Source organism: Cupriavidus sp. 2SB (assembly GCF_005503625.1).
Taxonomy (GTDB): domain Bacteria; phylum Pseudomonadota; class Gammaproteobacteria; order Burkholderiales; family Burkholderiaceae; genus Cupriavidus.
Window position 1 is genome coordinate 23,414 of sequence record NZ_SCMX01000026.1, and the last position, 22,195, is coordinate 45,608.

A 22,195-nucleotide genomic window follows, 5' to 3' on the forward strand; every position below is an offset into this window, starting at 1 on the left:
AACCAGTGATCTCCGCGTCCCGTTTAGTGCTTATGTCCCGAAAGCCCGCCGCAAAATCAGCCAGCAAGTCTGCCTCCAGGCCAGCCACACCCGAGGTCGCCCTCGGCAAGGAGGATTTCGAAGCCCTGTCCGATTTTCGCTACCAGCTTCGACGCTTCCTGCGGTTTTCCGAAGACGCCGCCCAGGCCGAAGGCGTGACCGTGCAGCAGTACCTGTTGATGCTGCACATCCGGGGCAGCCGGGAGAAGAACTGGGCGTCGATCGGCGAGCTGGCCGAGCGCCTGCAGGCCAAGCAGCATGGCGTGGTGGCACTGGTGAATCGCTGCGAGGCAGCCGGGCTGGTGACACGCCGGGTGAATCCCGACGACCGGCGCGTGGTGCAGATCCACCTGCTGACCAAGGGCGAGCGCTGCCTGAATCGCCTGGCCACGCTGCATCGTGCGGAACTCGAATCGCTGCGCGGCGCCTTCCGTGTGGCGCGCATCACCGCGTTCAACGACGACGAATCCGAACGCGGCTGACGCTTGACTGCGGAATCCGGCGTAGCGTTACAGCCGGTTACCCAACACAATCTCCGGTGACACCTGCCTGTGGAGAGCGGCTCTAGACTGCCGCCCAATATCCACATGCCCTCATTCTGCGGGCGATTCTGCGCGCAGGCGCCGGAGCTTCGATCATGTCCATCCCGTCCCATCCGGCTCAACCGACTCGCCCGTCGGCGCGCCGGGGTCTTCGTCCAGCCTTTCGCACCGCCGCACTCGCTGCGCTGGCTGCCAGCGTGCTGGGCGGCTGTGCCGTGCCTTACGGTGCGGGGTACGGCGATGGCTACCAGACGGGCTATCAGACCGGTGCGATCACGGGTGCAGCGACGGGCTATGGCGGATATGGTGGCTATGGCAATGCTGGCTACGACCAGGGAACGTCAGGCACGCAAATCAGCGGCACCGCCCAGCCAGGCTATCCGCAATCCTCCTATCCCCAATCGTCGTATCCGCAGCAACCGGCTTATCCGCAGCAGCCCGGTTACGACCAATATGGCTATCCGCAACAGCCACAACCGCAGCAACCGGGACAGGGCAGCTACTACGGTCAGTCCGATCCCTATGCGGTGCGCTATGGCTGGGTGGAGTCGATCGAACAACTGGGCGGGCAACCGGCTGACACCAGCGGTGCCGGCGCGGTCATTGGCGGGGTGGTGGGCGGCCTGCTCGGCCATCAGGTCGGTGGCGGACGCGGCAACACCGTGGCGACCATCGGCGGCGCGGTAGCCGGTGCGCTGGCGGGCAACGAAGTGGAGAAGCGCTCCAGCACCAGCCCTGCCGCGTTCCGCGTCCGTGTGCGCACGCAGGACAACGGCTACCTGACGCTGACGCAGGGCAGCCCGTACAACATGCGTATCGGCGATCGGGTCAAGGTGCAGAACGGAGTGGCGGTGCCGTATTGATGACGGTGCCGTCTGCAACAAAAAAGCCCGGCTCACAAGCCGGGCTTTTGTTTTCCGCTCGTCGAGCGTTTCAGGCCAACGCATTCGCCAGGAACACCAGCGCCCGCCCGTGCGCCAGCGCCGCCGCGCGCTGGTTGTACGAACCACGCGCCCAGCAGTTGAAGCCGTGATCGGCCTGGTCGTAGACGAAGACTTCGGTGCCGCGCTTGCCGGCCACTGCCTGGCGGACCTTTTCCACGTCCTCTTGCGGAATGTGAGCGTCGATGGCGCCGTAGTGGAACTGCACGGGCACGTTGAGCGCCGTGGCTTCGTGCAGATGATTGTGAATGCCGCCGCCGTAGTAAGGCACCGCTGCATCCACCAGCCCGCGTGCGGCGGCGAGGAATGACGTGAGTCCGCCGAAGCAGAAACCTACGGCCGCCACCTTGCCGCCCTGGCCGATCTCGTTGCGCAGGGCGCTGACCGTGGCGGCGATATCGCCAAGGGTGTCTTCAAGGTTGACGGCCTTGTACAACGTCATGGCCTTTTCCCAGTCTGGTCCGGTGTAGCCCAGTTCCACGTGCGGTTGGGAGCGCCAGAACACGTCGGGGGCGAGCACCACGTAGCCGTCGGCGGCGTACTGGTCTGCCACGGAGCGGATATGTTCGTTCACGCCGAAGATTTCCTGCACGAGCACGATGCCGGGGCCGCCGGGTTGCTTGCCGGCCGGGGGCAGGCTCAGGTACGCGTCGAAGCTGCCAGCGGCGGTGTCGATCTTGATCCAGCGGCTGTTGGGATTGTTGGGCGTGGTGGTCATGGTTCCGCAGACTCCGGGAGGGGAATGGAAGCGCAAGTGTGCCACTGCGGCGGCGATCGTGCAGGGTCAGCGCGAAAGCCGTCGCACAAAAAAATATGCCGGCTCCGCGGGGCGGTAGCCGGCATGGCGGCCGCCCGGAGGCGGCTCAGTACAGCTTGATCAGTACAGCTTGATCGCTACGTTCCGTGCCGAGGCTTACCAGCGCATCTGCACGTTCTTGTCTCCGGTGGCAACCGTCGTACGCTTCGACGTGCCCTCGTAGGTGGCTACTACCTGATACGACGCATGCGGGCCCCGGATCAGGCAGCGCGGGCCGGTCGAGGTGAACTCCGCCACCTGCTTGCCGTTGCGCATCAGCTTCACGTTGACGTCCGAGAGAAACTCGCCGCGTCCGCCCTGCGTGAACAGCAGGCCCATGTCGTAGTGACGCGCCTCGGCGCGCATCTCGGCCTGTTCGTCTGCAGCCACGCCGCCACAGACGTAGGTGAACGGTCCGGCCGTCGATGTTGTCATGTCCGCCTGCGCGGGCATCGACAGACCTAGTGCCACCGCAGCCGCGCCAGCGGCGCACCACAGGCGCCTACGGATTGCTGGATTTTCGGTTTGCATCGCTTCCTCCTGCCTCGGGTTGGCGGGATGGCGCGACACAGGCCATGCGGCAGGTGCATGGCCGGGCAACAACCAACAACTTGTCGCGCGGCATCCGCAGATACGTTACCCGTAGTAGATACCGCGGTGCAGCAGGTCGTCTGTCAGCGTTTGACTGATCTTCCTGCGGGAAGACGTCGGGGCATGCGCGAATTAGCGGGGTGTTCGGACCGCAATCGTCCGGCCACGCCGCGTATGAGAGGCGCTGCTCACTTGGCGCCCCTATGGTGTTCCCGGATTGGCCCGCTTCAATACGCCGAGGACTTGCCGTAACGCGTGCGCCAGTTGTCCGAGTACGCCTTCACCACCGCGCTGTCGCCGCGAATCAGCATGCCGTTCTCGGCATTGCGCTCCTCGGCGGATTTCGTGAAGTTGAACGATCCGGTGAACACGGCCTGCTCGTCGAACACCATCACCTTGTTATGGGCGATGGCCGGCTTGGTATCGATAACGACGGCGATGCCCGCGTTCTTGAGGAAGGTGGCGCTTGTGTAACGTTCGGACGACTGGCTCTTGTCAACAATGACACGAACGTCCACGCCACGCTGGTGGGCTTCCACCACGGCCTTGGCAATCTCCTTGTTGGTGAAGGAGTACGCCTGAATCAGCAACTGGCGGCGCGTGCGATGAATGGCATCGACGATCATGTCCTGGCAACTCGGGCCGTCAGGCACGAAGCACAGTGTGTACGTGCTGCCTGCAGCGAACTGGCTGGTCTGCGGGCGCGGCTCGGTCAACGTGCGGGTCAGGTGCTCCAGCGTGGAGACGGTGCGGGCCTGGGCGGTGCCCGCTGCGGATGCGATGGCGAGCAGGCCGGCCATAGCAAGCCGCCTGTATCGAGGCAAGGAAAGAAACATCGGGTAACAGGATGAGGGAGGGGAGGGACAGGCAATCGAGGGCACGCAGCGTAACAGGCACCAACCCCGGTCCGCAACAGAAAGTCGGGAACTGCATGCATGCCTTGGGACTCGATCCAGCAGGTGCCTATGATGAAGGCATGCCGTGCGACGCTTTCCTGTGGAGCGTCGTGTCCGAACCTCGTTATCCAATACTGCTGGAGACCCGATATGACCAACCACACCTACAAGCTGGTCGAGATCGTCGGCACGTCGCCCGATGGCAACGATGCCGCGATTCGCAATGCGCTGGCCAAGGCCGGCGAGACCATCAAGCACATCGACTGGTTCGAGGTGCTGGAAATGCGCGGCCATGTTACCGATGGCAAGATCGCGCATTTCCAGGTCACGCTCAAGATAGGCTTCCGCGTGAACTGACCCGCCGCATCGGCGTTCAATCGAACTGGTACGACCAGAGCAGGTTGATACGCGGCGAACGGTGGCTGGCGTTCGTGGGCTTGTCGCCCACGGGCTGCGCCACCGAGACATCCATCGTGTAGTAGCGGCGGTCCGAGAAGCGCAGGCCGATGCCAACCGATTGCAGGCTGCGGTGCGACAGCGAAACACTGTTGGAGTACACACGCGCGATGTCAGTCACGATGAACGGCTGCAGCGTTTTCAGATACGTGAAGTCCACCGTGAACAGGCGGTTGATCTCGAATGACGCGCCCCAGCCCTTGTCGCCCGCCACTTCGCCAGCCGGATAGCCGAGCCCGAAGAAGCGGCCGCCGAAGCTGATCTGCTCGCTCGATGCCAGGCGGTTGCCGCTGTACTGGCCGGCTGCGGAGACCGACATGCCAAAGCCGAAAGGCAGGTCGCTGGCCTGCGACACCGCCAGGCGCGTGCGCCAGAAGCTGAGGTCATTGTTGTTGTTCTCCCGATCCGCGCCGAGCGCGTCGAAGCCCTTGTAGACGCCGAACGTGGCGTTGCGCGTCACGCCGACACCGCGCTGCAGGTACGACACCTCGGCCGTGGCCACACGCACGCTGGTAGACAACTCAACCTGACGCCCCGCGCCGGGCTGCACCGCCTGCGTGTAGCGCTCGAACTGGTTATTGGCATAGAAGCCGCCCGCGAGCGTCAGCACGTGCCGGTTGTTGAGGATGACCGGATAGCTCAGCGTGCCGCCCAGCCGTTTGGAGTCGTTCACGTAGCGCGATTCGAACCCGATCGGCGCCAGCGAGCTGTTCTGCGGGACACCGCGATAGTGCGAAGCCGTGACCTTGGCGAGCATGCCCTCGGTGCCCAGCGGCTGTGCGTAGGTGGCGGCGTAGTACTCCTCGTTGTCGCGGCCCTTGGGGAACAGCGTGGAGACCGAGAGTTGCTCGCCCAGCGGCGTGAGGCTGTTCGTCGTGGCCGTGGCGATGGCGCGCACGCCGGGCGACATCCACTCCACGCCGGTGCCGAACGTGAACGGCTTGCGCTTGACCTCCAGAATCATGTCGCACGCACCGTCGGTGGTGGTGGGCGGCTGCACCGTGGCATTGACCTGCATGCCGGGCTGCTGCGCGAGCACGTTGACGTAGTGCTCGAAGCTCTCCTGGCGCAGGGGCCGGTCCTTCTTCAGTTGCTCTGCGATCTTGCGCAGGCGTCCTTCGGCCGGGCCGGGTTTGCCGCGCACCGTGATGTTGGCGACATAGCCTTCCACCACGGTCACCAGCACGTTGCCGTTCTCGAAGCTCTGCGCTGGCACGAATGCGAACGAGAGGGGATAGCCGGCGTCCTTGTACATCTGCGTGACGGCCTCTGCGGCCTGCAGTAGTTCGGCGACCGTGATCTCGCGATTGGCGAGCGGTGCGAACTGCGCGGCGATCTTTTCAAAGGGCAGCGTCTTCGAGCCTTCGATCTGGAAGTGTTTGGGTGTGAGTCGCGCGGCCAGCAGATTCTGCAGCGCCGAATCGGGCCGCTCTACCTGGACGGTGACATTGCTCTGGGCCGGCTTGCTGGGTGCAATGCTCGGCAGGGTCTGTGTTGGATCGCCCTGTACGGGGCCCCGTTCCGCGTGAGACAGGCCGCTTTGGATGACGCCGACGCCGATCAACAGCGCAGCAACGCGAGTGCGTGGTCGCATGGTCTTACCCCTCGGATGAAAACTGCTTTGCGGCTATGGCATTGCGTGCCACGGGCAGTGGGGATGCCGCTTCCCCACCGCCCACCTCGTGGCCGTCACGCCTGATATGGATGGGCGCTCTCCGGCGCCCGGTGCCGAGTGCCTAGCGCTTGCCGCCCAGTGCGCCGGTCAGGCCGCCGACGAGTCCGCCGACCAGGCCCGTGACAGGCGCCAGCGGATTCGCCGGCTTGGTGCCACCCGTGCTGCCACCGGTGCCAGTGCTGGGGGCCGGTGCGTTGCCGCCGGTCAGTGCGCCGACGAGGCCGGTGACCGGAGCCAGCGGGCTGGCGCTGCTGCCCGAACCGCTGGTTGCGCCGCCGACCGCGCTGGTCAGTCCGCTGGTGATGCCGCTGACGAGTCCGGTCACGGGGGCGAGCGGGCTGGCGCTGCCGCCCGTGGCGCTGGTCAGTCCGCTGGTGATGCCGCTGACAAGGCCGGTCACCGGAGCAAGCGGGCTTGCACCGCTGCCTCCGGAACCACCCAGTCCGCCGAGTCCGCCAGTCAGTCCGCCGATCAGGCCCGTGACAGGTGCCAGCGGGCTACCGGCGCTACCGCCTGCGGGGCCGTTCAAGACACCGCCCACCGAAGCCACCGTAGTGCCGGCGCCCGTGACGATGCCGCCGACACCGGAGACCACGGGGGTGTTGGTGTTAGTCAGTTGCGTACCGGCCGTGGCCAGCGCGCCGCCTACCGTTGCCAGCAGGTTGTTGATCGGCTGGCCCAGGCCGGTTGCCGCGCCCAGGGTCTGCGTGCCGTTGGTCAGCGTGGAAGTCAGCGGCACGATGGCCTTGCTCACGCTGCTGGTCAGTTGTTCGACCGGCCCCGTGGAGAGTGCGGTGCCAAGCTTGTCGCCGACGTTGCCGACCACGCCGCCCACTTGCGAGACCACGCCACCGAGTGGAGTGGTCAGCGCGCCGAGCGGTGCCAGCGGACCGCTACCCAGACCCGCCACCGCGCTGCCGGCATTCGTCACGGCGTTGCCAACCTGGCTGACCACGCCGCCCGTGCTGGCCACCGTCGTGCCGAGCGGGTTGGTAGCGTTGGGCATGTTGCCAAGCCCGCTCTGCAAGCCCGTGCCAAGCGTGGTGACGGCATCGCCCAGCGAGCCCACCACACCGGCCAGCCCGTCCTTGGTCTGCGTGGAGACCACCGGAACGTCAGCGTTCTTGATGGCATCGCCCACACCGCTCACGGTGTTGCCTACGCCGTTGACAATGCCGCCCGCGTTGTTGACCACCGTGCTGGTGGGCGTGAGCGGCTTCGGCGTGGTGCCGCCGCCATTGTCTCCACCACCGTCACCATTTCCGCCGCCACCGCCATTTCCGCCGCCACCACCACCGCCGATGCCGGCGTTGTCAGTGCCACCCGTGCCACCCGTGCCGCCCGTCGTGGCCGTGTTGTTCGAGCCGCCCGAACCACCGGCACCGCTCGTACCCATCGACGTGGAACCGCTGCCGCTGGCGCAACCGCCCAGTGCCAGCAGTGACCCCAGCAGGGTCGCCACGAGAATCTGCTTGCCGAACTGTTGTTGTGATTGACGCATGACCGTTGTCCTTTTTCCTTTGGTTTTCCCGACCGAGATTCACGGTCACGCGTCCATTTGAATTCTTGCTGAGTGCGTTGGCGTGCCGTGTTCGTTTCGATAAGCGCAAGCGGTATGCCAATGGTCCGAAAGGATTACCCCGGCACCATACGAAGGAAGGGGAGGTGTGGCGGAAACGTCCATCCGACGCGGCTTTCCGGGCGATGGGTCAAACGCGCGCATGAAGCAGGCGGCGCGGCGCCACACCGCGCCAGGCGTTACGCGTTACGTAACGTGGCCGTGACGAACGGGAACGGCAACGCTGCTACGCGGCCCCGTTCGCGTGCGGCGCAAGGGTTGAGACATGGTGGGGATGACTAGCGGATGAGGATGAAAAGCGCATGAGGTCCGGCGTTACGTCCGGGGCGTCACGTTACGTAGCACGTAACACCGCGCGCCATCGGTCTGGTATCGCCTGGCCGCCTCGCATGCAATGCATGCCATCGCCCGCAGACCCGCGCCGCGCAAGCCTCTGCGGACCATTGACGCACGGTGCCGACCCGCCGTATCGAACATGCGATTGAGGCTGGCACACCGATTGCGCTACCGGTATCGCAACGCCCTTCCGGCAGGACGGCGCGGGCCACAGGACACGCAGACAGCCAACACTCACAAAGAACATTGAAGGAGAACAGGTCATGAAGTCGACGATGCAAACGCGCGGTCTCAAGATGACGACACTTGCCTGTGCGGCAGTGGTAGTGCTGCTGGCTGGCTGCGCCTCGGGCGGCTCCAGCGGCGGTGCGGCAACGCCCACCACGCCATCCACGCCGACCAATCCCGGCACGAACAATCCGCAACCGACGGCCGAGAACACTTCCACCGGCAAGGTCGTGGAAGGTGCAGGCAATACGGTCGTGGCAACGGGCAACGCCGTGAGCCAGATCGGCCAGCAGATCAAGGACACCAATGTGCCGCTGCTGCCGGCTGGTGCGAAGAACGCCACGGGCGACGTGGTGATCAACGCGGGCAATACGGTCGCCACGCTCGGTGAAGGCGTGCGCGATGGCCTGGGCAAGATGGGCGCTGTCGAGAATCCGCTGGGTGTGACCGTTGCCAACACCGGCAACGTGGTATCGAAGGCCGGCGTGACCGTGGTCAGCGCGGGCGATCTGGTGAAGGCCATCGGCAGCGATCAGCTCGCGCCGCTGGCTGCGGTGACGAACCCCGTGGGCGGCCTCGTGCAGCAAGTGGGTGGTGTGGTGATGACGGGTGGCGACAAGCTCGGCCAGGCGCTGTCCACCGGTCCCGTCGCGCAACTGACCGGCGGCGTCAGCAAGGCCATCGTCCCGTTGACGACGCAAGTGACCAGCACCACGCAGACGCTGGGCGCCGCAACGGGCCTGGGCTCACCGGTGAACAACCTCCTGACGCAACTCGGCAATACGTTGGCCACCGGTGGCGACCTGATTGCCGGCAAGAACTTCCCGATCGTCTCGCCGCTGGGTGGTGTCGTGAACGAAGCCGGCAAGACCGTCGCGGTGACCGGCGTGCTGCTGCATGGCAACGGCACCGTCGGCGGCAATCCGCTTGGCGGCCTGCTCAATACCCTGCCGCTCGGTGGTGCATCGAATGGATCGGGTCCGCTGGCACCTGTGACCGGTTTGCTCGGCAATCTGACGGGCGCGTTGGGTGGAGTGGGTGGTGCCGCATCGGGCAATGGCGCGAGTCCGCTCGCACCGGTGACGGGTCTGCTCGGCACGGTGACCGGCACGATCACCACGACCACCACCACGACGACTACGAGTGCGACGGGTGCGGCATCGGGCAACAACGCCAGCAATCCGCTCGCGCCGTTGACGGGTCTACTCGGCGGACTGACGCGCCACTGATACACGCTGGGCCCTGGATGACCGGGGACTTTCCCTGTCATCCAATTCGATTACTTTACGGTGCGTTGTCGTCCTTACCCCGCGCGGCGCATCCTTTTATTTCGTGCCGTGCGGTCAGTCTGTGCCAGCAGGTGCAGGCCTCCGCACGGCATACCGCTTTTATTGCGCGCTCTTTAACAATTAGCTTCCGCTCAGCCGAAGAGCGGAGAGGCTCCCGTATTGTTTCAAACGTCTGTCCTCCAATAAGCTGAAGCAACCATAGCTCGTTTGGGGGGTATGGATGAAACAAGCCATGTCTTATAAATTGTTCACCAGCAGCAAAAACAACATAAGAGCCACAAATAGCAATTAGATGGCAATCGGATTGGGGTCAGAAAGCACTGCTGGAATCCACTCAGGGGTAACTCACTTTTCGGGAGTGAACATCATGAAGCATCTGGCGCGCATCCACACCAACAAGCTCACCAAACGCACCCAGCGCGGTGCCACGGCTATCGAGTATGGCCTCATCGTCGGCCTCATCGCACTCGGGGTAGTCACCGGTGCGACGAGCCTCGGCACGAATCTCGGCACGGGTTTCGACACACTCGCGAACAAGGTTTCAGGCTTGTTCACCGCGAAGCCGTAGCAGGCGTCCCCAAGGTACACCATTCGCTGACTCACGGGTTGCAGTACCGTCCGCGGCTTCCGCTCGCGGCGGTGGCTGCTCGCGCCGTGCGTCCACACTGATCTCTACCGGCTGGCAACGGCACGCGGGGGCGGTTGCCGGACGGAAGAGTCTTGCAGCAAGGCAACTGAAGAAGTGGTAGCTCGGCACTGGCCGCAGGCAATCACGGACGGCCAGGCAAGGACAGTAAGAGTGGTTCCAAGTCGCGAAGCGTAGTGCGAGTACGCCCAATGGGCACACCGTCCCCGGGGCCGGCCATGCCGGCCCCGGCGGAACGGTGCCGGGTCGCCATCGGGTTGGCGCATCGAACATGTCTGGGTGAAGCATGGCATCACGGGGAAACGCGCATCGTCATCGCGACGACGGTGCCGTAGCGCTTGAGTTCGCATTGGTGTTTCCGCTCCTGCTGGCAGTGGTTCTGGGCATCGTCTACTACGGCGTGATCCTGGCCATGCAGCAGGTGCTCACGCTCGCCGCCGAGGAAGGTGCGCGGGCTGCCTTGCGTTATCCCCTCACAACGAATAACGGCACGCTGGCCGATACCGTGGCCCTGCGTGTTTCTGCCGCGGAACAGACGGCGCGCGGCACGCTGCCTGCCACCGTAGAGTCCAACCTGACCAAGGGTGCCGTGGCCCAGGCCGTTGCCTGCACCGCGCCCGCCGGGCAGCAATGTGTACAGGTCACGCTGAACCTGCCCACCAATTCGCTGCTGCCGGTGATGCCATTCGTTCCCGTGCCTGCCTCGCTGACCGGGCAGGCCATTGTCCAGCTTTCTCCCGATACGTGAACCCATGGAGCCGCCTCGTTCGACGCGCACTGCGTTGCCTTCCAACACTTCGTACAGGAGACCGACATGAGCAGTAAACAGATACGGATACTCGCCGTCGTCCTGCTGGTGCTGGCCGGACTGCTGGCGTTGATGGCCTGGCGCGTTGCACGGCATCAGCCGCTGCCCGCTGTCAGCACGGAGCAGGCGGCCTCGCACGCGGTGGTGGTCACCACGCGCGCGGTGGAAGCGGGCAAGCCGCTGCCGGCCGATGCGTTGACCGTGATGCAGTTGCCGATGGACCCGGCAGGCGGCTATCGAGACATCTCGCGCGTGGCGGGACAGGTGCCGCTGGTCAATCTCGGCGCCCATGTGCCCGTGCTCGAAAGCCAGTTGCTGGCAGGACTGGCGCGGCAGATTCCCGAGGGCGACCGCGCGTTGGCCGTGGCGGTGGATGAAGTGGTGGGCGTGGGCCACCAGGTGCAGCCGGGCGATTTCGTGGATGTGTTCGTGATCCTGCGTCGCGACAGCCAGGAAATCACCGACAGCCAGACCCGGCTGCTGCTCTCGCACCTGCGCGTGCTGGCTTACGGCGCGGGTGCGGTGAACGAATCGGCCAAGGCGCAGGGCGAGCAGATGATGGCGCGGCGTGAAGGGGCCAAGACGGCGGTGCTGTCGGTGCCGGTGGATCAGGTGGGCAAGCTCGCGATGGCGCAGCAGGCCGGCCGCTTGATCCTGGCGCTGCGCAATCCAAAGGATGAATCGGTGCCGAGCGAAGGCATGTACAGCGAGCCGCCGCCCGTGTTGCAGGCCCGCGCGGGTGTGCCGCCGCCTGCGGAGCGTGCGCCGGTGGACAGGGCCATGGCGGGCGTGAGCCTGGCGGGGCTGGTGCGCAGCGATGCATCGCGTCCCGCCGCAGCAGGCGTGCGGCAGGTATCGGCGCCGGTGCAGACGCCGATGGCACGACGCGATAACCCGGACAACCGCAGCGGCGTGGAAGTGATCCGCGCCGGCAAGCGAGACATCGAATAACGGACCACACGGCATGAGCAAACTGATCGAAGACCGTGTTTTGGCGCGCATGCGCAAGAAGACGAATGCCCTGGCATGGGCCGCGCTGATGGCGCTGGCGGCGGCCTCGGCCCTCACCATGCGTCCGGCCGACGCGCAACTTGCCACGGATGCGCCGCCGGTGGCATCCACGACCTCCATCCGCACGCTGCGCCTGATGGCCGGCGCGCAGCAGGAGATCCGGCCCGGCCAGGCGCTGGAGCGTGTGGCGGTGGGCAATCCGGCGGTGGCCGATGCGCTGCTGCTGAAGAACAAGGGCGGCGTGCCGACGGTGCTTGTGGTGGCGAAGAAGCCGGGCACCACGGACCTGATGCTCTGGACCCGCAACGGACCGCCCGTGAGCTACACGGTACAGGTGGATGCCGTGGCGCAGGATGCGGGCGGCGCAAAGATCGAGACGTCCGCTGCCGGTGCCACGATCAGCGGCGAGTCGCCAAACTCCGCGGCTGCCGCGCGTGCGCAGTTGGCAGCGCGTGCGGCGGTGGCCGGCGCCGATGGCAAGGGCGGCGTGGTTGTGGATCGGTCCATCGTGCCGGTATCGGGCACGGTGCAGGTCGATGTGAAAGTCGTGGAGATCAGCCGCACCGTGCTGAAGGAGGTGGGACTGAACTTCCTGCGCAGCAAGAACGGATTCGCGTTCGGCTCGTTCAGCCCGTCGTCGCTGACCAAGGCGGACAACATCACGATGCCGAATCCGGTGATCGAGACCGTGTCGCCCATCAGCAGCGCGTTCAACCTCGTCGCGGCGTCGGCATCGAAAGGCATTTTCGCGAACCTGAGCCTGCTGGAGTCCAACGGTCTGGTGCGCGTGCTGGCGGAGCCGAGTCTTGTTGCGCTGTCGGGCCAGAGTGCGAGTTTCCTCGCCGGTGGCGAAATCCCGATTCCCGTGCCGCAGGCGCTGGGCACGACGACGATCCAGTTCAAGCCGTTTGGTATCGGTTTGACGGTGTCGCCCACGGTGTTGTCCAGCGATCGCATCGCGTTGAAGGTGGCGCCCGAGGCAAGCGATCTCGATCCGTCGCGCGGCATCTCGATCAATGGCGCATCGGTGCCGGCCATCGTCACGCGGCGCGCTGACACGATGATCGAACTGGGCGATGGAGAGAGCTTTGTGATCGGCGGGCTGGTCAGCCGCAACACGGTGAGCAACGTGAGCAAGGTGCCGTTCCTGGGAGACCTGCCCGTGCTGGGTGCGTTCTTCAAGAACCTGAATTTCCACCAGGAGGACCGCGAACTGATGATCGTGGTGACGCCGCATCTGGTGAAGCCGCTGGCCCGCGATTCGCAGGCGGCGGCCAATGTGGCCAACGACGGCCGCACGACGTCGAGCCCCAACGTCTGGGGCCGCTTCGTGATGGGCGAGTACGTGGACCGGACACTGCCGGGATTCTCCCGGTAACCGTCAACTGCATGGCTGATGGAGCGAGACAGGCGGATGGATGACTTTCTGCTGAACACCACGCACGAGGAAGTGCGCCACTGGCTGGGCCACGCGCTCCAGGGTGCTGGCAGGCTCGTCGCCGAGGATGGCGCACAGGAGGCGTTCATCGACCAGATCGGCGCGCTGCGCCCGGGGCTGGTCTTCCTCGATTTCACGGCGGCACACGCGAGCGCGTCGGCGCGGCTGGCCGAACAGGTGGTGCGGCTGTTTCCGCAACTGCCGATGGTGGCGGTGGGCCATGCGGCCGAATCCGAGACCATGCTCACGGCGATGCGCGCCGGCGTGCGCGATTTCATCGACCTGCGCGGCGCACCCGCACAGGCCACGGCCGCCGTGAAGCGGCTGGTGGTGCCGCGCGCCCAGGTGCGTGCCGTGACGCACAAGGATCGGCACGGCAAGGTAGTGGCGCTGCTCGGCGCACGGCCCGGTGTGGGCGTGACGAGTCTCGCGGTCAACCTTGCCGCGGCGGTGCGGCAGCGGCAGGACGCAGAAGTGCTGCTGCTCGATCTTGGACTGCCCGCACGCGATGGCGCGCTGTACCTCAACATCGCGCCGGAATTCCATTTCGTGGAGGCCGTGCGCAATGTGCGCCGCTTCGATCATGTGTTCGTGCAGACGGCGCTCGCGCGCCACGCCAACGGCGTGTCCGTGCTGCCGCTGCCGGCCACGCTGGCCGAACTGCGCGACATCTCGTACTCCGAAGCCCTCACGCTGTTCGACCGCCTGCGCGCGTTCTTCGATCTTCAGGTGATCGACCTCGGCGGCTTCACCAATGCGGAGTTCATGGCACAGATCGTCAAGGCGGCCGATGCCGTGGTGCTGGTGGCCGAGCAGAGCGTGGGCGCGATCGTGTCCGCAGCCGAAGTCGTGCAGGAGTTGCACAAGCGCGAGGTGGAGCGGCAGGACATGCATCTGCTGGTCTCGCGTTTCGATCCCGAGTTGGGCGTGGAGGCGCAGCAGATCGCCGAGCGCATCGGTGTGTCGAGCGTTGGGACGCTGCCCGACCGGCGCGCGGCGCTGCTGCAGGCCGCCAATCGTGGCGTGGTGCTGGCCGACGAGGCACCCGCCGATCCCTACGTGCGCGCCCTGGGCGCGTTGATGGAGCGGCTGGGATACCACGCCGGACAACTGTCCGAGCGCGGCATCCTGGCACGGATCAAGGACAAACTGCCCGATGCGCTGCGTGTGGCGCGCACTGCCCGGGCCGGGAACTGACATGACCGACGCGATTGAATTCTCGGACAACACCGCCGCTCCGTTTCCTGTTTCGCAGGAGTTCCACAAGATCAAGGAGGCCGCGCACGAGCACCTGCTCACCCGCATCGAGGAACTGGGCGCGGAGTTCGGGCGATGGTCGCGCGCGGCCATCCAGCGCTTTGTCGATCTGGAACTGGAGAGCTTCACGCGCTTGCGCCGCATCCCGATCAACGAGGCGGAACTGAAGCAGATCTCCGAGGCCCTGACCAAGGAGCTGGCGGGCTTCGGTCCCATCGAGGATCTGCTGCACGATCCCGCCGTGGAAGACATCCTCGTCAACGGCCATCACGACGTGTACGTGTCGCGCCATGGCGTGCTGGAGCGCATACCGGTGCGCTTCGCGGACAACGGCCACTTGCTGCGCATCGTGCGTCGCATCCTGGCGCCGATTGGCCGCCGGCTGGACGAGTCGAACCCGATGGTCGATGCGCGTCTGCCCGACGGGGGCCGCATCAACGTGATCATCCCGCCGCTGGCATTGGCCGGCCCCGTGGTCTCGATTCGCAAGTTCCGCAAGGACCCGCTCACGCCCGCAGACCTGCAGGGGCTTGGCACGATGAGCCCGGAGATCACCGAGCTGCTCGAAGCCGCAGTGCGGGCGCGCTGCAACATCCTGGTGAGCGGCGGTACAAGTTCGGGCAAGACCTCGCTGCTCAACGCGCTGGCCACGTTCATCCCCGTCACCGAGCGCGTGATCACGATCGAGGACACGGCCGAGTTGGCACTGAACCATCCGCACGTGGTGCGGCTGGAGAGCCGGCCCGGCGGCTTCGAGGGCACGGGCACGGTGACGATTCGCGACCTGCTGCGCAACAGTCTGCGGATGCGGCCGGACCGCATCATCGTGGGCGAAGTGCGCGGCGGCGAGGTGCTGGAGATGCTGCAGGCGATGAGCACGGGGCACGATGGCTCGATGGGCACCATCCACGCGAGCAGTCCGCGCGAATGCCTGTACCGGCTGGAGATGCTGGCGGGCTTTGCAGGCTTCCAGGGCAGCGAGGTGAGCCTGCGCCGCCAGATCGCCAACGCGGTGGATTTCATCGTGCAGATCGGGCGGCTGTCGAGTGGCCGGCGTCGCATCGTGTCGATCACCGAGGTCACAGGGCTGGGGGACAACATCATCTCCACGCAGGAGCTGTATCGGCACGAGCCCGTGCAGAACCCGGACGGCACCGAGACCGATCGCTGGCAGGCGCTCGGCATCCTGCCGCATTCGCCCAAGCTGGCGCGCTTGCGCCCGGCCGGCTTCGCGCTGGATGACCGCTTTGATCTCTAGCGCCAGCCTCCTCATCGCCGCGTGTGCCCTGGTGCTGCTGGGGCTGGGCCTGCTGATGCTGGCCACGGCGCGCGCGCGCGGCCACGCCGAACACGCGCGTGCGCACCTGACGGCGCAGACCGAGCAGGTCCGTGCGCGCTACGCCGTGGCGTCGGAGCCGGCACAGCCGGGCACGACGCGCGACCTGCGCCGCCGCTGGACGGAACTGCTGCGCCGCGCCGACCTGACACCGGCACGTGGCACCTACCTGCGCTGGGGCGCGCCGCCGCTGGTACTGGTGCTGATCGGCGCGCTGGCGGGTGGCCTGATCGGCGCGGTGTCGATGTTGCTGACCGGCGGGGCGCTGCTCGTGTTCGTGCTGTCGATGCGCATTCGCCGCATCAAGGACAAGATGCTGCGCCAGTTGCCCGGCTTTCTCGATGGCGTGGTGCGGTTGATGACCATCGGCAGCAGTGTGCCGGCAGCGTTCCAGAACTCCGTAGCCAATACCGAGCCGCCTTTGCGCCAGTGTCTGGTGCAGGCCATCCATCTGCAGCGTGCGGGCAAGGAACTCGATCAGGCGGTGCTGCACGTAGGACGCGCGTACCGGCTCGACGAACTGGTCATCGTGTCGTCCGTGCTGCGGCTGTCGCAACGCTATGGCGGACGGGCCGACGTGGTCATGGAGCGCACGGCCACATTCATGCGCGACCGGGAGGAAGCGCAGCGTGAACTGCTGGCGCTGTCGGCAGAGACGCGCCTCTCGGCATGGGTGCTGGGGCTGTTGCCGCTGGTGGTGGCGGGCGGGTTGTTCGTGATGAATGCGGGCTACATCATGCTGATGTGGCGCGATCCGTCGGGCCGTTCGATGCTGATCGGCGCGGGCATGCTGGAGATCATCGGCGTGCTGCTGCTGTACCGGCTGGCAAAGTCGATCTAGGGGCGCGCGATGCAGATCGAACTCTCGCTCCTGGTGTCTGCCAGCCTGTTCGTCGCAGCCGGTGCGCTCGCGCTGCTGGCGTGGCCGCTGATGCAGCAGTGGCGGCAGCGGCGGACGGCCACGCGCACGATCGATGCCGCACTGCAAAGGCAGGCAGCCCACGTAGCGCAGGTTGCGCAGGCTGCGGCCGGCGCAGCGCCGGCAGTCACGATGCCTTCATCGCCTGCCACGACCTCGGCAGCGCAGACGCCGCAGATGTCTGCCCGCGCCGCGTCGGCGGCTGCGGCCATTGCAAAGGGCGCCACGCCTGGTGCTCCCGCCTCGCTCGGCACGAAGATCGGTGCCGAATTCGGCGAGCGCTTCAACCAGCGCTGGCTGGAGTCGCGGCTCGGGCGCGCGGTGGTCACGCAGGAAGAGCAGTTGCTGCTGGAGCAGAGCGGCTTCTACGGCGTGCAGCCGCGTGCGGTGTTCGGGGGCATTCGCGTACTGGTGCCCACTGTGCTGGCCGTGTGCGTATTTGCGTGGCGGATCGACAAAGGACTGATGCCGGCATTGGTGTCGGCGTTCGTTGCGTTCGCATTGCTGTTCCTGCTCCCCAAGTTCATCCTGCGGCGCCGCGTGCGCAACCGCGTGGCACAGGTGGCGGAAGAACTGCCGGTGCTGATCGACATGCTGCGGTTGCTGCAGGGCGTGGGATTGTCGATCGACCAGAGCCTGCAGATCATCGTGGTGGAGTTCGGCACGATGCTGCGCGTGCTGGGTCCGGAATTGCAACGCGCCAACCAGCAGTTTGCATCGGGCCGCTCGCGGGAGCAGACGTTGATGCGGATTGGCAAGCTGTTCGATGACGAGGACCTCAAGAGCCTGATCACGCTGTTGACGCAGGTGGATCGCCACGGCGGCGCGGTGCAGGAGCCGCTGAGGCAGTTTGGCGAGCGACTGCAAGTGGCACGCAAGGCGCGCCTGAAGGACAAGATCGGCCGGCTCACCGTCAAGATGACCGGCGTGATGGTGGTCAGCCTGCTGCCGGTGCTGCTGATCCTGACAGCGGGCCCCGGTTTCCTGGGCGTGATACGCATGCTTTCGCGCATGAACGGAGGACATTGATGACGCAACAGATCAGGGCGCCGTGGATGTTGGCTGCGCTGGCCGCATTGATGACCACGCTCGTGCTGGGCGGCTGTGCCACGCCACCCGGCAGTGCCGACGCACTGGCACGCCAGACCGAGGCGCAGATCGAACTGGCGCGCCTGCAGGAGAAGGAGGCACGCGCCGAGTACAACGACCAGGGCGTGTACCTGGGATTGATCGGCCGCATGCAGCAGGAGGGAATGTACTACGCGTCGCTGGCCCACGTCGACGCATTTCAGAAGAAGTTCGGCAGCAACACCGCGCTGCAGGTCCTGCGCGCCGATGCGTTACGCGAGACGGGTCAGGATGACGCGGCGCTGCAGGCTTATCGCGACCTGCTGAACACGGATCGCGCTGCGCGTGCACGCCATGGCATGGGTCTGGTGCTGGGCCGGCAGGGCGATTTCATGCGCGCCGCCGTTGAGTTGCGGCAGGCCGCTGCGATCGATCCCGTCAATGCACAGGTTGCCAACGATCTCGGATACGCGTTGATGCGCGGCGGCGCCCTGCAGGAGGCGCGCGTGCCGGTGATGCAGGCGCTGGAACTCGATGCCAACAATCCGCGCGCCATCAGCAACGCGGTGGTGTGGATGCTGGCCACGGGCAAGCGCTCGGAAGCCAACGCGATGATGCAGCGCGCGGCAATGCCGGAGCCGACGCGCGCCGCCGTGCGCAAGGAAGCGGATCGCGTGGCAAAGGCCGCGCAACAGCGCGAGAAAGCCGCGCCGCGCGGCACCGCCAGCGCGGTAGTGAATTCACATGCCACGCAAGCCGTGGCGCTCAACGCAGGAGCCCGGCCATGAGGCATGTATCGATTCTCGCGAAACTTGCGGTAACCGTGGCGATGGCCGCCGCATCGCTGGCAGCAGGCGCACAGACCACACAACCGCCACAGACGGAAACGATGCCCGACGCATCGGCCAGCCAGTATCGGCCCAACGATGTGCCGGTTGGCGACACCACGCGCAACCTGCTCGCCATCCAGCGCAGCGGTACGCAGGCGGGCAAGATGCTGCCGATGACCGGCGAGCAGGCAGCGCTCGGTTATGCGCGCTACATGCAGAGCTTCAACTACGCGCTGCCGGAATACTTCACCAGCCAGTCCACGGGCAGCCCATTGCGCAGCGGCTCGGCAGCCCAGTCCATCAACGGGCGGTAGCCAGAGACGCGCCATGGTCCGCCCCGCCGTTCTCCAAGCTCAGCAACGCGGTGCCATCAGCGTGATGGCGGCCGTGCTGATTGCCACCATCGCCATCGGTGCGCTGGTGTCGATCGACGTCGGCTATGTGTTCTACAGCCAGCGGCAGTTGCAGAAGACGGTGGATCTCGCGGCGTTGTCTGGCGCGCAGCAACTGAAACGGGCTGACGACCTGGCCACTACCTCGACCAATGTCCTGGCGTCCGTCAGTGCGGCGGCAAGCCAGAACGGATACGGCAGTGCCGTTGCGGCCAACTGCGCCGATGCAGCGGTTGGCGCAGCGGATGGCATGCGTACCTGCCTGGGCCTGTGGGACCCCGCCAATCCGGACAATGGTGACAGCGTGCGGCACTTCACGGGCGCGTACGACGCCGCCCTGGTCTCTCCCAATGCGGTACGCGTGCAGGCCACGCATACCGTGCCGATGATGTTCGTGCTGCCGGGCGGACAGTCGCGGCAACTGCGGGCCGAGGCGATCGCGGCGGGGAGTCCGCCGGTAGCGTCGCTGTCGCTTGGTAGCGGGCTATTGAACCTGAGCACGGCCAGCAGCGTGCTGGGGCTGCTACTGGGCAACACGGTCAACCTTTCGATAGCAGACTGGAATGGGCTGGCGAACGCCAATGTCACGCTGGAGCAGTTGCGCCTCAGGCTCGGTGCCGGGACGGTCGATCAACTACTGAACACCACGTTGTCGATCCAGGACTTTTATGCGCTGGTGCTGAACGCCGCGAGCAAGCAGGCGCTGCTTGGTGCCGCGCTGGGCAGCCCCGTGACGCAGCTTGGACTCAATGGCATCGGTACGAAGCTGACGTTGCAGCAGTTGCTCGATTTAGGCGTGCTGACGCCTGCGGCATCGTCGGCGGCGGAAGTGGGGCTGAATGTGGCGTCGCTGCTGACGGCTGCGGCGTATGTGGCGCGGGGGACCGATGCGGTGGCGTTGAACGTGCCGAATCTCAACCTCAATATCGGCATAGCGAAGACGTCGGCGACGGCGGCCATGACCGTTATTCAGCCGCCGCAAGTTGCCGTAGGTCCCGCACGCCAGTTGCCCGATGGCACGTGGCGGACTACGGCGAGTGCTGCGCAATTGGGTCTCAATCTCAATGTGAACGCTACTGTAGACCTGCTCTTGTTGAAGGCGGAGGTGAATCTGCCGGTATTGGCCAGGGCGGCCACGGCACAGGCCGATCTCACGGCGCTACAGTGCGCCGCGCAGCCTTCGCAGCGGCGGGCCACGGTCAATGTCTCGACAAAGCTGCTGGACGCCTGCATGAGCGAAGATGGCCGTCAATGCTCCAACAAGTCTGTGGGCATCGCCAAGGTCTACTTGCTGGGCGCGCAGGTCACCGGTGTGACAGCGCACCCGACCACGCCCAATCCGGCTTGGCAGTCGTCCAGCCAAATCACCCTTGCGCCGGGCGGCAGCGCCCAGTTGTCGTCGAATACGGCGCTCGCCGGGGCGGTGGACTCGCTACTAAAGAATCTCAATCCGACGCTGGATACCCCGGTGGCCAACCTGAAACTTGGCGATCTGTTGGACGCGTTGCTGTCTCCAGTCATCGGGTTGCTAAGCCTCGTGGTGGATTTTCTTGCCAACACCCTCGGCATCAACCTCGCCAACGCCGACCTGCAAGTCAACAGCATCGATTGCAACAACGCCGAACTGGTGTACTGAACCGAATTGAACTGAACCATCATGAAAGCAGAGCGCTGGGCTTACGAGACCCTTGAGGTCTATGTCTGGGAGGGCCAGTACGAGATTGCCGATCGCGTGGCGCGCTTCCTGACGCCGCTGGGCGCCGAAGTGATTCGCGCCGGGGCGCTCGATGCGCTGCCGCCCGGCGAGGCGCGTGCAAAGCCGTGCATCGCGGTGATCAGCGCGTCGGTCATCGGGTCCGCCAAGTTCACGTTGGACGGGGAGGCCGCGCACGGCATGCCTGTGATCTGGGTGGGCGCGCCGGACCGCGAGACCGATCCCGGTCGCTTCCCGGCCGAGTACGCGCACATCCTGCCGCACGACTTTACGGGCGCGGATTTGCGCACGCAGATCGCCAAGCTGATGCCGCAACTGCTGGCGGCGGCGGAGTCGCGTCCCGACGTGGCGGATCTTGTGGCGGGTTCGCCCGCGATGCTGCAACTGCTGGAGCAGGTGGATACGTTTGCGCGCTTCGACAGCAACGTCATGCTCTATGGCGAGACTGGCGCGGGCAAGGAGCGCATCGCGCGGCTATTCCATGAGCGCAACGGCACCTATGGCAAGGGCCCGTTCGTGGCGGTGAACTGCGGGGCGATTCCGGACGGGCTGTTCGAGTCGCAGTTCTTCGGCCATGCCAAGGGTGCGTTCACGGGCGCAATGTTCGCGCATCGCGGCTACTTCGAGCAGGCCACGGGTGGCACGCTGTTCCTCGACGAAATCGGCGACCTGCCGATGTTCCAGCAGGTCAAGCTGCTGCGCGTGCTGGAAGAAAACGCGCTGACGCGGCTCGGCTCCACGATGGCCGTGAAGCTCGACTTCCGGTTGGTAGCTGCTACCAACAAGGATCTCCGCGAAGCCGTGAGTCAGGGACGCTTCCGCGCCGACCTGTACTTCCGGCTGGCCGTGATCGAGTTGCGCATTCCGACGCTGGAAGAACGCGGCCCGGCAGACAAGGTGGGGCTGCTGCAGTCGTTCCTGCGCCACATGATCGGTGCGGCCACGTACGATGCGCTGCCGCCGATGCCGGACTGGCTCAAGGGCGCCGTGGGGACCGCGTTCTTCATCGGCAATGTGCGCGAGCTGCGCAACCTGGCCGAACGCGTGGGCATCACGGTGCAGCACTGTGGCGAGTGGGACGAGGAACGCATCCGCCCGTTGTTTCGCGCCCTGCGTCCTGGCGCATTCGATGGCACCGAGCGCGCCGATCCGCGTGGCGATGCCGAGGAACGGCGTCGCATCATCGCGGCGCTCGATGCCAATGGCTGGCGGCGTCAGGACACGGCGGCCTGCCTGGGCATCAGCCGCAAGGTGCTCTGGGAAAAGATGCGCAAATTCCAGATTGCGGACAGTGAAGCGGAGCCAGTCTGAGGGGCGCGCCGGCCCGGCGACGTTATGATGCGGGACCGCGCGGCATTGCCGTGCCTGCTGCGCCACTGCGCCCGCCGTTGCGCCACTACGCCCCAAG

21 protein-coding genes are annotated in these 22,195 nt (G+C 65.9%); 16 read left to right on the forward strand and 5 right to left on the reverse strand.

Features of this window, described 5'->3' with window-relative positions; genetic code table 11:
* Nucleotides 1-32 precede the first annotated feature (32 nt).
* Nucleotides 33-521, forward strand: a complete 489-nt coding sequence (locus tag FFS21_RS14420; RefSeq protein ID WP_137925472.1) for a MarR family winged helix-turn-helix transcriptional regulator — start codon at nucleotides 33-35, stop codon at nucleotides 519-521.
* Nucleotides 522-676: 155 nt separating this feature from the next.
* The gene (locus tag FFS21_RS14425; protein WP_137925473.1) at nucleotides 677-1,444 is read left to right on the forward strand and encodes a glycine zipper 2TM domain-containing protein; all 768 of its coding nucleotides are present in this window, start codon (nucleotides 677-679) and stop codon (nucleotides 1,442-1,444) included.
* Between the two features lie 70 nt (nucleotides 1,445-1,514).
* On the opposite strand, the gene FFS21_RS14430 is transcribed toward FFS21_RS14425, so the two are convergent.
* From FFS21_RS14430 to FFS21_RS14440, 3 genes are all read right to left on the reverse strand, one after another.
* Entirely contained in the window at nucleotides 1,515-2,240 is a 726-nt protein-coding gene (locus FFS21_RS14430; RefSeq protein ID WP_137925474.1) for a dienelactone hydrolase family protein, read from the reverse strand.
* 195 nt (nucleotides 2,241-2,435) lie between these two features.
* Nucleotides 2,436-2,849, reverse strand: coding sequence for a hypothetical protein (locus FFS21_RS14435; RefSeq protein ID WP_137925475.1), 414 nt, complete (start codon nucleotides 2,847-2,849; stop codon nucleotides 2,436-2,438).
* A gap of 287 nt (nucleotides 2,850-3,136) precedes the next feature.
* Nucleotides 3,137-3,709, reverse strand: a complete 573-nt coding sequence (locus tag FFS21_RS14440; protein WP_237380633.1) for a phospholipase D family nuclease — start codon at nucleotides 3,707-3,709, stop codon at nucleotides 3,137-3,139.
* A 246-nt stretch (nucleotides 3,710-3,955) separates the two neighbouring features.
* Between FFS21_RS14440 and FFS21_RS14445 the strand changes: the two genes are divergently transcribed.
* Nucleotides 3,956-4,162, forward strand: coding sequence for a dodecin (locus FFS21_RS14445; protein WP_137925477.1), 207 nt, complete (start codon nucleotides 3,956-3,958; stop codon nucleotides 4,160-4,162).
* Between the two features lie 16 nt (nucleotides 4,163-4,178).
* Here the strand turns inward: FFS21_RS14445 and FFS21_RS14450 are convergent, their stop codons facing one another.
* Nucleotides 4,179-5,855: a ShlB/FhaC/HecB family hemolysin secretion/activation protein gene (locus tag FFS21_RS14450; protein ID WP_137925478.1), complete on the reverse strand. Its 1,677-nt coding sequence runs from the start codon at nucleotides 5,853-5,855 to the stop codon at nucleotides 4,179-4,181.
* Between the two features lie 142 nt (nucleotides 5,856-5,997).
* Nucleotides 5,998-7,437 (reverse strand): collagen-like triple helix repeat-containing protein, encoded by a 1,440-nt coding sequence (locus tag FFS21_RS14455; protein WP_137925479.1) that lies wholly within the window; start codon nucleotides 7,435-7,437, stop codon nucleotides 5,998-6,000.
* A gap of 677 nt (nucleotides 7,438-8,114) precedes the next feature.
* Here FFS21_RS14455 and FFS21_RS14460 point away from each other — a divergent pair.
* The 13 genes from FFS21_RS14460 (at nucleotide 8,115) to FFS21_RS14520 (ending at nucleotide 22,098) form a co-directional block, all read left to right on the forward strand.
* Nucleotides 8,115-9,308: a collagen-like triple helix repeat-containing protein gene (locus FFS21_RS14460; protein WP_137925480.1), complete on the forward strand. Its 1,194-nt coding sequence runs from the start codon at nucleotides 8,115-8,117 to the stop codon at nucleotides 9,306-9,308.
* A 427-nt stretch (nucleotides 9,309-9,735) separates the two neighbouring features.
* A complete protein-coding gene (locus FFS21_RS14465) occupies nucleotides 9,736-9,936 on the forward strand; it encodes a Flp family type IVb pilin (protein ID WP_137925481.1) in 201 nt (66 codons plus the stop codon).
* Between the two features lie 364 nt (nucleotides 9,937-10,300).
* A complete protein-coding gene (locus FFS21_RS14470) occupies nucleotides 10,301-10,762 on the forward strand; it encodes a TadE/TadG family type IV pilus assembly protein (RefSeq protein WP_137925482.1) in 462 nt (153 codons plus the stop codon).
* A 66-nt stretch (nucleotides 10,763-10,828) separates the two neighbouring features.
* The gene (cpaB, locus tag FFS21_RS14475; RefSeq protein ID WP_137925483.1) at nucleotides 10,829-11,773 is read left to right on the forward strand and encodes a Flp pilus assembly protein CpaB; all 945 of its coding nucleotides are present in this window, start codon (nucleotides 10,829-10,831) and stop codon (nucleotides 11,771-11,773) included.
* A 49-nt stretch (nucleotides 11,774-11,822) separates the two neighbouring features.
* Complete coding sequence (locus FFS21_RS14480) at nucleotides 11,823-13,211, forward strand: type II and III secretion system protein family protein (RefSeq protein WP_502705174.1); 1,389 nt, start codon at nucleotides 11,823-11,825, stop codon at nucleotides 13,209-13,211.
* Between the two features lie 36 nt (nucleotides 13,212-13,247).
* Nucleotides 13,248-14,468 (forward strand): cellulose synthase operon protein YhjQ/BcsQ, encoded by a 1,221-nt coding sequence (locus FFS21_RS14485; protein ID WP_137925485.1) that lies wholly within the window; start codon nucleotides 13,248-13,250, stop codon nucleotides 14,466-14,468.
* 1 nt (nucleotide 14,469) lies between these two features.
* Nucleotides 14,470-15,786, forward strand: a complete 1,317-nt coding sequence (locus FFS21_RS14490; RefSeq protein WP_137925486.1) for a TadA family conjugal transfer-associated ATPase — start codon at nucleotides 14,470-14,472, stop codon at nucleotides 15,784-15,786.
* On the forward strand, nucleotides 15,779-16,705 hold the full coding sequence (locus FFS21_RS14495) for a type II secretion system F family protein (RefSeq protein ID WP_137925525.1): 927 nt from the start codon (nucleotides 15,779-15,781) through the stop codon (nucleotides 16,703-16,705). The genes FFS21_RS14490 and FFS21_RS14495 overlap by 8 nt, the downstream gene beginning before the upstream one ends.
* 15 nt (nucleotides 16,706-16,720) lie before the next feature.
* Nucleotides 16,721-17,812 carry a type II secretion system F family protein gene (locus FFS21_RS14500; protein ID WP_171020414.1) on the forward strand — a complete coding sequence of 364 codons (1,092 nt, stop codon included), beginning with the start codon at nucleotides 16,721-16,723 and terminating at the stop codon, nucleotides 17,810-17,812.
* The gene (locus FFS21_RS14505) at nucleotides 17,812-18,639 is read left to right on the forward strand and encodes a tetratricopeptide repeat protein (RefSeq protein ID WP_249359389.1); all 828 of its coding nucleotides are present in this window, start codon (nucleotides 17,812-17,814) and stop codon (nucleotides 18,637-18,639) included. The genes FFS21_RS14500 and FFS21_RS14505 overlap by 1 nt, the downstream gene beginning before the upstream one ends.
* Complete coding sequence (locus FFS21_RS14510; protein ID WP_249359391.1) at nucleotides 18,636-18,995, forward strand: DUF3613 domain-containing protein; 360 nt, start codon at nucleotides 18,636-18,638, stop codon at nucleotides 18,993-18,995. Before FFS21_RS14505 ends, FFS21_RS14510 begins: the two co-directional genes overlap by 4 nt.
* A 13-nt stretch (nucleotides 18,996-19,008) precedes the next feature.
* A complete protein-coding gene (locus FFS21_RS14515; protein ID WP_249359393.1) occupies nucleotides 19,009-20,709 on the forward strand; it encodes a TadG family pilus assembly protein in 1,701 nt (566 codons plus the stop codon).
* 21 nt (nucleotides 20,710-20,730) lie between these two features.
* Nucleotides 20,731-22,098: a sigma 54-interacting transcriptional regulator gene (locus FFS21_RS14520; protein WP_137925487.1), complete on the forward strand. Its 1,368-nt coding sequence runs from the start codon at nucleotides 20,731-20,733 to the stop codon at nucleotides 22,096-22,098.
* Nucleotides 22,099-22,195 lie beyond the last annotated feature (97 nt).

Excerpts from the sequence above, each read along its gene's own strand:
- FFS21_RS14420 (WP_137925472.1), top strand. The coding sequence starts at position 33 with ATGTCCCGAAAGCCCGCCGCAAAATCAGCCAGCAAGTCTGCCTCCAGG.
- FFS21_RS14425 (WP_137925473.1), top strand. The coding sequence starts at position 677 with ATGTCCATCCCGTCCCATCCGGCTCAACCGACTCGCCCGTCGGCGCGC.
- FFS21_RS14430 (WP_137925474.1), bottom strand. The coding sequence starts at position 2,240 with ATGACCACCACGCCCAACAATCCCAACAGCCGCTGGATCAAGATCGAC.
- FFS21_RS14435 (WP_137925475.1), bottom strand. The coding sequence starts at position 2,849 with ATGCAAACCGAAAATCCAGCAATCCGTAGGCGCCTGTGGTGCGCCGCT.
- FFS21_RS14440 (WP_237380633.1), bottom strand. The coding sequence starts at position 3,709 with ATGGCCGGCCTGCTCGCCATCGCATCCGCAGCGGGCACCGCCCAGGCC.
- FFS21_RS14445 (WP_137925477.1), top strand. The coding sequence starts at position 3,956 with ATGACCAACCACACCTACAAGCTGGTCGAGATCGTCGGCACGTCGCCC.
- FFS21_RS14450 (WP_137925478.1), bottom strand. The coding sequence starts at position 5,855 with ATGCGACCACGCACTCGCGTTGCTGCGCTGTTGATCGGCGTCGGCGTC.
- FFS21_RS14455 (WP_137925479.1), bottom strand. The coding sequence starts at position 7,437 with ATGCGTCAATCACAACAACAGTTCGGCAAGCAGATTCTCGTGGCGACC.
- FFS21_RS14460 (WP_137925480.1), top strand. The coding sequence starts at position 8,115 with ATGAAGTCGACGATGCAAACGCGCGGTCTCAAGATGACGACACTTGCC.
- FFS21_RS14465 (WP_137925481.1), top strand. The coding sequence starts at position 9,736 with ATGAAGCATCTGGCGCGCATCCACACCAACAAGCTCACCAAACGCACC.
- FFS21_RS14470 (WP_137925482.1), top strand. The coding sequence starts at position 10,301 with ATGGCATCACGGGGAAACGCGCATCGTCATCGCGACGACGGTGCCGTA.
- cpaB (WP_137925483.1), top strand. The coding sequence starts at position 10,829 with ATGAGCAGTAAACAGATACGGATACTCGCCGTCGTCCTGCTGGTGCTG.
- FFS21_RS14480 (WP_502705174.1), top strand. The coding sequence starts at position 11,823 with ATGCGCAAGAAGACGAATGCCCTGGCATGGGCCGCGCTGATGGCGCTG.
- FFS21_RS14485 (WP_137925485.1), top strand. The coding sequence starts at position 13,248 with ATGGATGACTTTCTGCTGAACACCACGCACGAGGAAGTGCGCCACTGG.
- FFS21_RS14490 (WP_137925486.1), top strand. The coding sequence starts at position 14,470 with ATGACCGACGCGATTGAATTCTCGGACAACACCGCCGCTCCGTTTCCT.
- FFS21_RS14505 (WP_249359389.1), top strand. The coding sequence starts at position 17,812 with ATGACGCAACAGATCAGGGCGCCGTGGATGTTGGCTGCGCTGGCCGCA.
- FFS21_RS14510 (WP_249359391.1), top strand. The coding sequence starts at position 18,636 with ATGAGGCATGTATCGATTCTCGCGAAACTTGCGGTAACCGTGGCGATG.
- FFS21_RS14515 (WP_249359393.1), top strand. The coding sequence starts at position 19,009 with ATGGTCCGCCCCGCCGTTCTCCAAGCTCAGCAACGCGGTGCCATCAGC.
- FFS21_RS14520 (WP_137925487.1), top strand. The coding sequence starts at position 20,731 with ATGAAAGCAGAGCGCTGGGCTTACGAGACCCTTGAGGTCTATGTCTGG.